Source organism: Cuspidothrix issatschenkoi CHARLIE-1 (assembly GCF_002934005.1).
Classification (GTDB): domain Bacteria; phylum Cyanobacteriota; class Cyanobacteriia; order Cyanobacteriales; family Nostocaceae; genus Cuspidothrix; species Cuspidothrix issatschenkoi.
The window spans coordinates 1-15,355 of the sequence record NZ_PGEM01000001.1 but is presented as its reverse complement, the minus strand read 5'-3'; the positions used below and the strand labels follow the sequence as shown (position 1 = coordinate 15,355).

The window sequence follows — 15,355 nt, the reverse complement described above, 5'->3', positions numbered from 1 at the left end:
TACTAAACTTTGTCTCCGATTAAGTGTTGAGCAAGCAATGTAATTGTGGGATAGTCAATTAGCCACTTTGGCAGAATCTCTCGCTTCAATTGATGTTCTAGCTTAATTGCCAATTGGGTGGCGGAAATAGAATCTAGCCCATAATCTTGAAATTTCCGGTTGTCATCAATACTCTTGAGTTTGAGCACCTGAATGACCACCTCCCGAATCACCTCGATCGCTGGTACATCCTGCGGTTTTGCTGGGGAGTCCTGGGTAGGGTTGAGTGCGATCGCCTCCTGGTTATCTTTGTCGCCAATTGTAAGAATAGGATCTGGAAATAACAGACGGTAAATGCGCTCGATCAATTGGGGATCGAGGCTATTAATTTCTGCCCAGTCGATCGCCTTTGTGATACATTCTGGGGCAATGAATCCTTGGTGCTGAACCTGAGATTCCCACTGCTCGATCTGGTGCTGGATACTAGAAACCTCATCAGACGGTATTGCCAGAGGCAAGGCGGCACCAGTGCAACCAATATTTGTGCTATTTTTAGTCTGCGCACCATCCCCACTTGGCAACACTAGCAGCGGTTCCCCCTGGGGGGGGGTAGGGAGGGGGTTCAACTCCTGGCTAACTCTGTCCGCGCGATCGCGGGCATGAAGTAGTGTGGGTGCAGCTTCTCCAAACTTGGTTAGATCTAGTTCCGTATTCAGAACCCAGGCTGTTTCCCGCTGCCCAAGTGCCAGTTTAAATAAGAATTTACCAACTTGGTTAGTATGTGTCACCAAACCAACGCGATCAAGATTATACTGCATGGCTTTAAAGATACAGGCTGGCGATCGCGCTGCCATTCCTGTTTCGTGCCAGTCTACCCAGGTAATTGACTTATAGCCCTGTTTATGGTGTGTAGCGTTTTGATAAGCCATGAACCAGTCAACATAGGTATTTGCCAGGGCGTAGTCGCAACTTCCCTTGGCAAATCGAGGGATTAATCCCGTCAAGGAAGAGAAAGCCACAAAGAAGTCGATCTCGTCGTGCTGAAAAACAGTAGCAAGCGTTTCGAGTCCAGCTACTTTAGGTTCTAGAACGGCAGCGATGCGATCCAAATCTTTGGTGATGAAGGCGGGCTGTTGGAAATCAGAACCGATCCCCGCACTATGAATCACACCAACGATCGGACCAACGCGATCGCGAATTTCTGCAAAGAAGTCTGCCAACTGCCGATCTTCGGTTAACGCTCCTGTATATATACTCAAATGCTCAACTTGGCGATCTAGTCTGGCTAATTTGTCCAGTTTGAGCTTCAGATCGCCAGCAAATTGTTGGCGATCGTCTCCCCATGTGCTTTTGGGCGGTAGGGCGTTTAGTCCCATCAAGACGAGTTTCTTTGCGCCCTGGGCGACAAGAAGATCGGCGATTTCCAGCCCAATCCCTCCCGTTCCGCCACTGATAACGTAAACTCCGTTGCTACGAATCGAGACATCCGCCCTTGGTTGTGCCAGTCCAGCTTCCAGGTAGGGGACGAACCGTTGTTGGTGACGATAACAAATTTCCGTTTCTTCCAGTTGAGCGGTAAGCTCTTGAGTTAGTGCCTGTTCGAGCAATTCCGGACTGTGGAACATCCCTGGATCGATATCGATATGTCGAGATCTGACATAGGCGTGTTCAGCACTGAGTACCTCGATCAGTCCAGCTAGTTTCGATCCCGCCAGACTAATTGTCTCCGAGCGGAAATGCTGCAACCCCTGGGTGACGTACAGGATGTCTAGATCGGTACTGACAGATACTAGGCGTTGATAAAAGGCAATTTTCCCCAGTGGATCGTGATCGCGCTCCTTGGGACTCTGGTAGAGATCGCTCAAATCAAGAAGGAGGCGAAGATGTTTGAGTTGTGATAAGATAGTTTCCGCTCCGACCAAGCCAGAGGATACATTGTCAAAATTCAGGATCTTTCCTGATATCCTTGGATATTGATCGCGGTCATGATTTATACAGCCGACAATCGTAGCCTGTCGGTTACTGAATAAATGTTGCCCCAGATCGGCGGTGTCTGCATTGACCAAAATCAGGATCTCGCCCTCGGTAGATCCGGTTTCTGTCTGTCGAATCGGCTGTTGTTTCCACTTTTTTTGGATCGAATAGAACTGCTGTGATTGTTCCCCAGACTCGATCAGTTGGGATTTAACGGGATGCAGAACGAATCGTTCGTCCCCATCGTAGCGTACCTGTCCCCACTCTCGCGGCTGCTCATTCAATGGGTTGTGACTCAGCCATTCTCGCAGGAGAATCTGATACTGCTGGGCAGAAGATGTACCTGGCTGTAAACGGATGATGCGACAATTTCGATCGGGGTTAGATATCGATACATCGTCGATCTTCCCACCGCCTGGGGTATCGGTAGTGAGATAATAAGTATTGAACCCTCCTGAATGGGATTTTAACCATTTGCCCAGAAGATCGAAAGAGTTCCCTAGGGGAGCGTCTTGGGCAGCTATTGCCAGGACGACAGCGACTGGTTGCTCGATGGCGATCATGTCCAGTACGTTGAAGTTCACACATTGCAGGTGCAGCGGTTTCTTCAACCCAACGGAAACCTCTATTTGTCTCAATAGGCTACAGATCCCTTCTCGATCCCGATCGTTGGCGGCGATAATAAGGATTTTTTTTCCTTGATAATCAGTAAACCGATCGCTCCACGAGATATCATCTAGTAGTGTTTCAAAAGTCCACTCCAGTCCATCGGCTTCGACACATTCAGATTTTTGGTCTGATAAATCCTCACTTGCTCCCATCTGTGAGCCAATCCAGTAACTTTCACGGGCAAAGGGATAGGATGGGAGGTGAATCCGCTGCGGCTGTGGGAGATCGAGCCGATAAATCTGCCGCCAGTCAATCGATCCACCCTGAACCCATAGTTCCAGGACTTGAGGGTATTTTCCTTGGGACAACCAAGAATTAGCCATTGCCAGCACATCACGATCGTTAACGAATTCGATCAGGTGCGATCTGTCGTCGCCAACCAAACCATAATAGATCCCATTCCCACTCTTCGATAAAGTAGCGGTACTGCGATCGATAAAGCGGCGCAGTTTTTGGATTACTTCAGTCCAAGTATCAGCCACAAATGCTAACCGAGCATCCATCGCTTCCCGTCCCACCTGTAATGTGTATGCTAGGTCACAGAGACGATATCTCAACGTGGCTGGCTGTTGATTAAGGGTTTGTGATTCCAGGTGTTCGAGCAGTTGTTGGGCAGCGGCTGTTAGCCGCTCTTCGTTGCGAGCAGAAAGTAAAATTGGATAGGCTCGATCAGGTGCCACATCGGTGCCAATAGCTTGACGCTGATACGGATAATCGATGTATTCCTCAATGACCATATGTGCGTTTGTACCGCTAAAGCCAAAACAATTGATCGCCGCCCGTCGAGGCTTGCCATCACCAACGTTCCAGTCTATACATTCCGTATTGATATAAAATGGGGAGCGATCAAGATTGATGTGTTCATTGAGGGATTCATACCCGATCGTCGGTGGGAGTTTTTTATTGCCGATCGCCAGCATTACTTTGATTGCCCCAGCCACGCCAGCGGCGGTGGCGAGATGACCGATATTACTTTTCACCGATCCGAGCGCGCAGAATTTCTGTCGATTGGTGAACTTACCAAAGGTTTCGCATAACGCTTCTACCTCGATCGGATCGCCCAGTGCCGTTCCTGTACCGTGCGCCTCAATCAGTTGAATGTCTGCTGGCTGAATCTGAAACCGTTCGTAAACCTCTTGCTGCAATCGTTGCTGTGACTGTCCATTCGGTGCTGTAATCCCATTGGTCTTACCGTCCTGATTGACCCCCCAGCCGCGAATCACACCGTAGATATCATCACCATCCCGCTCGGCATCAGCTAGACGTTTAAGTAAAAGGACACCCACACCTTCCCCAGGTACAAAGCCATCAGCACGGCGATCAAAGGTGAAACATCTGCCCTGGGGTGATAGAATCCCAGCCTTACTCATCATTACGTGCATTTCTGGACCAGAGAGGACATAAACTCCCCCCGCCAAGGCGATATTAGAGTTGCCTAAGATTAAACTATCGCAGGCATTGGCAATGGCAACGAGGGATGCCGAGCAGGCTGTGTCGATCGCCATACAAGGGCCTTGGAGATTCAGGAAGTAGGCGATCCTCGCCGGGAGCAAAGCCGCCGAGCCGCCTAGTAATCCGAGGGCATTCAATTCATATCGCTGGACAATCTTGCCATATTCTCCTGGTTCGCAGCCGACAAATACGCCACACTTACTACCAGCCAAGGACATGGGATTATATCCCGCATCTTCAATACATTGCCAACTAGCTTGAAGAAACAGCCTTTGCTGGGGGTCCATGAATTCCGCTTCCCGTGGGGAAATATGGAAAAAGAGGGGATCGAATTGATCGATGTCCTCCAGGGCACCCATCCACTTGCAGTAGGTTTTATTGGGCGCATTTCGATCTGGATCGTAGAAATCGGCCAGATTCCAGCGATCACTGGCTATTTCAGAAATACAATTTTTGCCCTTGGCGATGTTCTCCCAAAACTCTGTTAAATTTTTCGCCTGGGGAAATCGACCTGCCATGCCGATTACCGCGATCGCGTCTTGGTTTTGCTTGGTATTTCTGTCTCCAGCAAATAGATTGACAGGAGTCGGCACAGACGGCTCCTGATCCGGTTTGGTTAAACCAATAGGCTGTGGCGTACTTGGCATCACTAGCGGTGGTTTTACTGTTGGTGAAACTGTTATCGCCGGGGTGTTGGGCTGGATGCTGGGTATAGTGCGATTGAGGTTGCGGGCAAAATCGCTGAGGGTTGGATATTTGTAAACATCCGTTGCTGGTAAAGAAGATCCGAATAAATTATTTATCTTTCTAATCCATGTAACCGCAGTAATTGAATCCATTCCCATGTCCACAAACTTTGCCTCTGAGTCGATCTCGTTCGCTTCCATGAATAATTCTGCTGCTAGAGATTCGCTGAGGATCTTCAGCACCGATGGCGATGAGGGTAACTCTCCATTTGCAACTATCGGAGTGGGGGTGGAATTTTCAACGCGATCGCTCGACGAGATCGTTTTGGGAGTAACTGTCTGTGGGTTCAAACTCTCTAGGTAGTCGGCGAATTCTCGTACAGTGGGATAGCTGTATACCTTCGTAGCGGCTAGGGAAAGACCGAACTTAGCATTAATCCGTTTAATCCACATTACCGCAGAGATAGAATCTAGTCCCATGTCCACAAACTTGGTATCTTCATTAATTTCTGCGGGTTCCATCAACAATTCCGCCGCGATCGTTTCTTTGAGTGTCTGGAGCAGATGCACATTGCGATCGAGGACAACCTGTGGATGGGGCTGAAGATCGAGGGGTGCATTGAATTCGTGATCGAACCGTTCGTGAATGTTTTTGATCACCTGAGATTGACCGACAAATGTCTGCTCGTGCATTGCTACCTCTTGGGTATGAAACGTGTCTAACAAATCTCTGAGCCTTTCAGTTGCCTGAGCTTTGCGTTGGATCGAATCGTCTTTAGCAAACTGGGCGAGATGATGCGCCAACTTTAAGGCATAATTCAGAACTTGGTTACGCGGCAACACAGGCATCTCGATCCCGCGCCCCTTTAACTCCGATCCCTGGTATTCTCTGCCGCCAAATAGGATTTCACGACTTAAATTTGCACCTAACCTAGTGGGAAAAATCAGTGTCGATCCAGCCCCAGGGGTGAAGCCGTATTGCATATAAGGAGCTTGATAGATGCTTTCCGCGCTGAAGATCGTCAGATCGCAAAACATCCCCAATGACCAACCGCCGCCGATCGCGTGACCCTGCATGGCGGCGATTACTGGTAGGTGACAGCGCAGGGGTAGAGTGTGAATATCATTGTCGGTAAATCGTGCCCTGCCTGCATATATATCTTGCAAGCCGCTTTTTGTCCCCCCACAGGCGAAATATTTATCGTAACCAACTAGTACGACAACTCGATAATCGGCACCACTTTTAATATGCTCGAATGCTTGAGTTAATCCAGCACTAAAGGCGGTAGAGAACATATTTTTATGGTTTGTATCCGCCAGGGTAAGCTGGACAACGCCATTGGCAAAGGCATGGACGTGGATTACGTCGCTGTAGGTAGCCACAAAGGTTGGTGGGGAAAGCGATCGGTCATTTTCCGCCACCGCTCGGTTTAGCTGTTGGTAGCTAAAAAACTCTGGAATTGCTGACAATCTCGTCAACTCGTTATGGAGATTGGTGGGAGAGGGGAAATAGGCATGACGCACCAGGCTGTGGACGCTACGTGATAGCTGTTTTTTTAATTCCATCAAAGAGCGTTGCGGTGACTGAGAAATTCGCTCTGCCAGATCGCGAGCCAGAGCGTCGATTTGCTCGTCGGAGGTGATCGGGCAGTCTAAACCCATTGCTGCCAGTATCTGTCCGCTACATAGATCTTTCCCCGTCAAAAATCGCTGTGCGAATGATTTGCCAAATCGCTCCTCAACAATTGATCGATCTCGATCGGTTAAACCTCGGGGACAAAATTGACCGCTGGCACGAAAGATAAGGAAATCACAGAGGCTGGCTAAATTCCAACCCGCTCCACGCAGATCGCTTTTAAGTACCCCAATCAGCGGTAATTCTAACTCCAGTAGAAAACCCATCAATGCCGCCATAACTGGGATATGGTCGTGAATTATGCTGTTGGAAAACAAGCCGTTGTCATCTACTAGCAACCAGACCCGCACTTCATCACTGAGGGCTAGGGATCGCAGGCGATCCTTTAGCTCTGGGATCAGTTTGGAAGCTTCTAGAGGCAGATCGGCAGCATTAATCTCGATCTCGACTATTCCCTGAGCTTGTGGGGTCAATTTGAGCCAGGAGGACGTTACTTTGGTGGGCAATGTCAGAGCAGATGGATCGCTCAAGCGAATCCGTTGGCGATCCCTAGGATTAACCCGATCTCGCTGAACCTTGTCAGGGTCTATCAAAGTAATTAACTTTCTCGGTTGAGGTGAAGCTGTTATCGGCTGTCGATTCTCTCCAGGAATGGGTTTAGTAATTCTTTCACCGCTTACCGCCTGGGTATTAACTGTCGGTGTAGTCTGGGTGGACTTGTTCTCTTCCAGTTCAAACCAGTACCGTTTTGGGTCGAAAGGATAGGTTGGTAGCGAAATTCTGCGGGGGTAAATGTTCGATGGGCGACGCAGTTTCGACCAATCGATATTTACGCCTTTAACCCAGAGTTCTGCGAGCTGATCGTAACAGCCCTCTTCAGTCCAAGCGGTTAATTGTTTAATCAAATTGGGATCGGAATTCCACTGGTTCGCTGTAGCTTTATCCTGACCTACCATCCCTACATAGCAGTCATCCAGAGGGGATTTCCCTTGAATAAAAGCATCGAGTTTGGCGATCACTGCGGCTGGGGAGGACACGATCGTTGCCATCCGATATGGTAGTGCCTCACGCCCCACTTGCAAGGTATAAGCGAGATTCTGGAGATTAACGGCACCTGCTGCTAAAAACTGATGCAGTTTACGGGCATAGGCAACCAACCGCTGGTTATTTCGCGCCGATAGTACCACTAGTACTGGCGCGTCAACGACTTCCGACTCCTCCATGTCGTACTCCTCGATTACAACATGGGCATTGACACCGCCAGCCCCAAAGGAGGACACCCCAGCAATGCGGGGGACAGTTTTTATCTTGCCAGCTAATTCGACGATCGGTTGCTGCCAATACTCAAGCCGACGCTGCACGTAGAATGGTGTGCGATCGAAGTCGATCTTCGGATTAAGTTCCTCAGCGTGCAGACTCGGAACGAGTTGCTTGTGTCTGAGTTGTAAGATCGCCTTAGTTAACCCGGCGATTCCAGATGCTGCCTCCAGATGACCTAAGTTGGATTTGACCGAACCTAAAGCGCAAAAGTTGGTGTCTTGAGTATGCCGAGCAAAGGCATTAGTCAGACCCGCAACTTCAATGGGATCGCCGAGTTCAGTTCCCGTGCCGTGGGCTTCAATATAGCTTAGCTCGCGCGCATCGACTCCAGACTTTAGCAGGGCATCAAATACCAGTTCTGCCTGTGCTTTAGGATTGGGCACTGTATAGCCATTAGTTTTACCGCCATGATTGACATGGGTACCGCGAATTACGGCGTAGATATTGTCCCGATCCGCGATCGCTTGGGATAACGGCTTCAGCAATACTACCCCTACCCCTTCGCCAGGAACAAAACCATTACTGTGTTTGCCGAAACTCTTACACCGACCATCTTGAGACAGCATTCTGTTGGCACACAAAATATTGTAGCTGGATGGATGCAGATAGAGATTAACACCGCCAGCGATCGCCAGTTGTACCGAACCATTCTGAAGGTGTTGACAAGCTTCATGTACTGCCGTCAGGGACGAAGAACACATGGTGTCGATCGGCAGACTGGGACCTCGGAGATTCAGGAAATAGGATAAGCGATTGGCGATCGAACTAAAAGAAGTGTGAGGGTGTGCGATCTTGCCCTGTCTCCAGAGTTCTGGCCCGTAGAGATCGAATCCGGTTCTCGTAACGCCCACAAAGACACCGACTTGCTGTTGATATTGGGATTCCAGCATCTGTTTGGTATGACCAGCATCTTCCAATGCTGCCCATGCGGCTTGCAGAAAAATTCGCTCCTGGGGATCGATGTTTACTACTTCATGGGGTGAAATCCCAAAAAACTGCGCGTCAAATTCCTTGGCACGATCCAGAAAACTCCCCCACTTACAATAGCTCTTGCCCAGATCGATCGCCTCTTCGACGTGAGGATGAAAATAATCTTCCCACGACCAGCGATCGCGGGGAATTTCCGAAATGCAATCAGTTCCAGCTTTTAGATGTTCCCAAAAAGTGGGTAGATCTTGTGCCATCGGATAGCTACCACTCATACCAATAATGGCGATCGCCTCTGGGGGATAGCTGCGCGAATCCGCAGCCAATTGGGAAGGAGCGGGAGCGGTGATCGGGGCGGTAGGTTCGCTGTCTGGCGATCTACTTGCTGGCTGTGGATCTGTGATGGTGGTGGAAGATCGAGGGAGATCGATCTGGGCGATTAAGTCCGAGGGTCGGTGTTCGATAAAGTAATCGACCAGTTCGCCGAGGGTCTGAACTTCAAAAAGTAGAGTACTATGAATTGCGCCGAATTTTGCTTGGAGCGCACCCGTAATCTGCACGATGAGGATGGAATCAATTCCATAACTCTGGAACGGCTCATCGACTTCGATCTGCTCTGGGTTCATGCGGAGTATTTTAGCTATCAGTCCCTGAAACAACGGGATGGCCGATGGGCGTAAGCTGACATTATTATAATCCTCAGTCCTGCTGGTATTGACGCAGCGATCGCCACCTTCCGCAGCGGTGTTGAGTCCGAGGGGCGGAGCATTTTGATCGCCTGATGTGTGTTTTTGCCGCACTAATCCATCGCTCTCGGTGACAATTACCTGTTGTCCGAGCGATCGCGCGATCTCCACCGGAAACCAGGGAGATTTAAACCCTTCTGTTTGCAATACTCGCGTCCAAGAGTCAACTGATAACAGTGGAGTCCCATCGATGCGCAACTCTGGATCTTCATGTCGCCACCAGCCCTCCAATAGCCCGAAGGTAAGATGGCCGAATAGGGTTTGCTCGCATAGTTCATTGAGCAAAATCAAGCCATTAGATCGCAGACAAGCCTTGACATTCCGCAGGGTTTGCCGAATATTCCGAGTCGCGTGGAGAACATTGGTCGCGATCGCAAAATCATAAGCATCTGCTTCAATATTCTGTCTGGCTAAGGGCTGTTCCACATCAAAGATATTGACTCGAAGGAATGGATAATTAGGGATCAGATGCTCTTGTCCGTGCAACAAAAATGCCCTAGAGATATCGGTGTAGCAGTATTCGCCAATCCGATCCTCAAGTCCAGCTAATTGGGACAGCACGGCTTTAGTGGTTGCGCCTGTTCCCGCACCAATTTCTAAGATCCGAAATTTCCCCTGAGGATCGTGTTTCAAACGTGCCTCAATCGCCGCTCGCAGAGATTTTGCCAACACTTCGTTAAAATAATCGGCGACGGGATTGTCACGATAAATACCTTCCACAATCTGGAGGGAACCATTGGGGAACAGGGTATCCGTAGATCGCTTTTGCCCAGAGAGAATTTCTGGCAATGCTTGAATACAACTCTCAACTAGAGAAAACGCCCGCTGTTTGCTGTTATTTGCTCTTAAATTTTTCCTCGCTTCGTTCCAGTCTTGCCAAACCCCATTGGTAGATGCTTCTGATCCACTCACCGCAGGGTTTTGATTCAGAATAGACCTACTAGCTGCCAGCCATTTTGTGTAGAATTCGGGGCTATTGCCAGACAACTCTAGATCGATATTATGCAGACTATTTTTTAATAAATTGAGTAACAGTGGCTGCATCTGTGGAGATTGAAAGATGCTATCTGCCTCTAATGCCTCGATCGATTGGTTCGAGGCGACATCAATACCACGAATTTTGTGGCTAACTGAAGGCGCAACCCCTTTGTAGCTGACCACAAATTCGTCACCATCGTACCAATCGATCACCTCGATACTGACACTCTTAATTATAGCAAGCTGATTTAAGCGATCATTGCGCACTAGGCACTCTAACGCCTGCATCGATTCCGTGGACTCTAATAGTCCGATCCCGCGTTGTTTGAGACGAGTTTTGGCAGCCTCGGAGATTCTGTCGCCCGTACCGATCGCCCAGTGTCCCCAATGAATTACCTTAACTGGACAGTGCCACCGATTGGTGAGGCACTGGGCAAAGGCATCCTTAAACGCGCAGCCTGCGGCATAACCACTCAAACCGCCGCTTTGAGACAGTGCCTCGATCGAGGAGAAGAATAACACAAAATCCAAATCTTCCGCGTGAAAAACCTGCGCTAACCGCACACTCACGTCTACTTTGGCAGCCAAAACAGCGCGAAATCCAGTTTCGTCCGTATCCTTGAAACTGCGATCGAAAACACCCACCGCCCCATGAACGACCCCTTGCACCTGACCAAACTCAGATTTAATCTGTTCGTAAGCCTGCTGAAGTTCCTGCTGACTGGTTGCGTCTGCCGAAATATATCTTGGCATTGGTCCTGTAGAGGCGATCGCCTCCATTTTTTGCTGAATTGTGTCATTCAAGGGACTGCGACCAATCCAAACAATCTGCGCTCGATATTTTTCGCTCAGATATCGGCTCCAAACCTCTCCCAAACCGCCAGCACCACCGATGACTACATAAACACCACCTGCCCGATAAGCCGATCGCGCTGGGTCTTCTACCAAAATCTGTGCCAGTATCGGTCTGTACCATTTGCCATCCCGCCACGCCAGCGATCGCACCTCTGGATCGAAGGGGAGATCACATATTTCCTCCAGGAGCCTTCTAGACGCTCCGTCTGCGGGGGATGGTAGATCCAGTAGCCGAAACCTCCAGTGGGGAAATTCTTTGGCGACACTACCGATAAATCCATGAATACTCGCCTGAATGGGATCGGGATCTTCACGATCAAAGACCGCTTGACTTTGGAGCGTTATCAGAGTCCACTGCAGCCGCTCAGTCCCATAAATAACTGCCGCAGCCTTGAGCAAACGGTAAACCTGTAGTAGATCGCTATCTCGATCAACCAGACAACGATCGGGAAAATCATATCTGTCTAGATTAGTCGTTCCCACCCAGACAATATGAGCGATCGCATCCAACGCCTGGAGTTGCTCGATCAGATATTGGATATCTGTATTACTCGCGATCGAGATGAATTCACACGGTGAAAAATAGGATTGCCATACCTGTTCTTGCTCAGGAATGCAACCGAATATCGCTGTCTTACCGTTGGGCATCTTCGAGCCAGATTTCTCGCTCTTGGCCATCTCTAATTGTTGCCAAACCAACTTGAGCGTAAATAGTGTTGCCTCGTCAGCAGACTGTCGATCGGCTGGCTCCAGCTTGATGGCTCCACTGACATCGATCTGTTTCCTCTGCACTGGTGTCAGATGAGTCGAGTCTTGGAGTGCAATGGGTTCTGGAAGCCAAAACCGATGGCGAGCAAATGGATAGGTTGGTACAGATAACCGCCAATATTTGGAGGATGCCGTCGGCAATTGATTCCCCCCCAGTAAAGACCAATCTAGAGCAACTCCAGCCACCCAAAGAGCTGCCAACTGCTCCCAATACCGCCCCGCGATCGCTGTTTGAATTATCTGGTTGCCCAGATATCCCCGCATTAAAGTCTTAATCTCCCGACTAGAATGCTTGATATTGCCTTGAAAACCCGCTGGGCCTATATCTGGAAATAGACGCAACTTATTCACCAGATCGACGCGACTTGTGGCTACCACAGCCAGCCGTTCCTCGAATGCCTGTCGATGGCATTGCAGAAACCGAGTCAGTTCTGCCATCGAACAGTGATCGTCTGAGAGCAAACTGAGCCACTGCTCGAAGTGCTGGACATAATTCCTTAACTGTTCGATATTCTGTGCCGACAGCACAAACAGAAACGGTTCGGGACTTGGGCGATCCATATCTTCTACCTTGCACCCTAAATCATATTCTTCAACAATAATGTGAGCATTAGCACCTCCAGATCCGAAACTACTGACCCCAGCCCGTCTGGGAATCGATCGATGGGGACGTTCCCACTGCTGATGTTGCGCCACAATATATAACGAGCTACCCAAAAGATCGATATGACGGTTCAGGTGCGCGAAATGCCCAGTTGCTGGCAGTTCTTGATGTTGGAGGCAGATCACAACTTTCAGCAGTCCAGCGATACCCGCAGCCGCTTCCAAATGTCCCAGATTAGTTTTGAGCGAACCCAACCCGCAGGCGATCGGGATTTGGGGCGTTTCACTCCACTGGGCAACAGCTTTTTGAATTCCCTGAATCTCAATCGGATCGCCTAACGCTGTACCCGTTCCGTGGGCTTCGATAAAACTAATCGTGTGCGGGTCTATACCCGCATCTTTCCAGGCATCAGTTAAGAGTGCTGCCTGTTGAGAGGGATTGGGTACCGTTAAGCCAGCAGACTGTCCACCATGATTCGCAGCTGAACCCTTGATCGTCGCATAAATTAGATCGCCATCTGCTTCCGCCTGACTCAATTGCTTGAGCAGAAACATCACCGCCCCTTCACTACGAACATACCCGTCGGCGCGATCGTCAAATGTCTTGCATTTACCATCATGAGCTAACATTCCCGCCTTGTAATATGCAATACTATTAGCCGGATGACTCATGATATGTACGCCGCCCACCAGCGCTTGGACGCACTCACCCGATCGGATTGATCGCACCGCCTGATGCACCGCTATCAGCGAACTAGAACACGCCGTATCCAAGACAATGCTCGGTCCTTGCAAGTCAAAAAAGTAAGAGATACGATTTGCCAGCGCAGCCAACGAGGTGCCCGTTCCTGCGTGTGCTTCGATTGGTATACCCAGCCGCTCGATTACCCGACAGTAATCAGAACCACTAGCACCCACAAACACCCCTGTATTACTGCCAGCAACTTTGGTCGGAGTGACACCAGCGTTTTCTAGGGTTTGCCAAGCTAATTCCATCAGAATTCGCTGTTGTGGATCCATACTCTGAGCTTCGATCGCGGAAATGCGGAAAAAACCAGCGTCAAACAGATCGATCTGGGATAAGAAACCACCCTGATCGATCCCCTGATGTTTACCCTCTGGATCGATGTCCTCTGGCCATTGCCAACGTCCCTGGGGTAGTTTCTCGATCGCTGAACCACCATTTTTGAGCAGATCCCACAGCAAGTCTGGATTGTTAATACCACCAGGGAGGCGACAAGCCAACCCAACAATGGCAACCCCATCAGCAGATCGGGCTGATTTTGGCGTAGTCTTCAACAACGTATCTGTAGGGGCGACAGTTGAGGATGGGACATTTTGATTCTGTGTCACCGAGAGACTATGGTGCTTGCTCAGAAACATCAACACCTTGGCAGGTGTGGGATAGTGGAAGAAGAAGGCTGGGTCTAAATTAAGCCCGAACCGATCGCTGATTTGTTCGCTCAGAATCAGCAAATCGACCGAATTCAGACCCATCTCCATCAAGGGACGATCGAACTTATATCCACTCCGTTGGTCATCATCCAGCCTAGACTGAACCGTTGCTGCCAGAAATGCCGCCGCAGAATCGGGATCCCATACTTGTGCTTCTACTCCAGGACGATGATTCAACCCCTCTGCATCATTAATTCCTTGATCGTCGTCGCGTCTGCGTTGATGAATTGGGTAGCGGACGAGTACTCCATGCCCTTGATTGTTTCGATCCAAGGGTCGATAATTTTTCACAATACACTCAATCTTGGCACCATGCAATTCGTGAAATCTCAAAATGGGATCGATTAGCCTACCCTGGACATTGCGCTGTCCTATATACTCTGCCAAGGAAAACTCGTAGCGATGGAAATCCTGGCATAAAGTGACTGCTACCACCGACTCGATCCCGTCGATCGCGCTGCACCACTGAAGCATAAACTCCAGTAATCGATCCCCCAGTCGCCGCTCCTGAAAATCAGGGAGAATGTTTACCGCTAGTAACTGCACAATCGAACCAGTGTGGGAATGCAACTCGGATACTCGATTTACAGCGATCTGATGAAGGATCTCGACACTTTCAATCCGCTGTGAGTAGATCGCCCCGACGACCTGATAATTGTGATCGCCATCAGGCAACTCCATTACTAACTGTCCTTGGGGATAATTGTTTAAACGATCGACCAAATTTGCGGATGTGGCTTGCAACTCGATCGCCCAACATTCCTTCTCCAGTTGTATTAATGTGGGTAAATCTGATAACTGAGTTTGACGAATGCGATAGTCCGCTTTCTTGAAATGCACAACTGACAAATCCAACGGATAGATGAGTTGGCTAGCTGGAAATAACCCAACAGCAGATGCCAGCATCAGTAAAGATTCCGCTCCAACGATCTCCCCAGTATTGGAAACCGCCTTCTTTGGCAAGTTCATGGAATCTTGGCTTAAATTAATGTCTTGATTAACATAATGGGGTTGTTCTGACACTTTTTGTATTTGTACTGTAGATTGTAATGTTTATTGCGAACTTTATTCGAGTTTCGACCTAATCCAGTATAACTGCGCGAGCGTAATTAGGGCTTACTAAAAAAGTGGAAAAAGGTAAAAAAAAATTAACCAGGTAATTAGGCAAAAGCGAAGATGAGTTTTTATTAGACCTGTCCGCAATATATACAAAAAAATGGTAGAACGGTAAATTGAAGATATACCGTGGCTCTACCAAACATGAAAAATATCGTCCATTATATCCCACATTCCGCACCCTAAACTGT

The 15,355-nt window shown here is 49.1% G+C and carries 1 protein-coding gene; it reads right to left on the bottom strand.

The features are described from left to right. Positions 1-2 precede the first annotated feature (2 nt). Positions 3-15,071, bottom strand: a complete 15,069-nt coding sequence (locus CUN59_RS00005; protein WP_133163982.1) for an SDR family NAD(P)-dependent oxidoreductase — start codon at positions 15,069-15,071, stop codon at positions 3-5. Between the last annotated feature and the right edge of the window lie 284 nt (positions 15,072-15,355).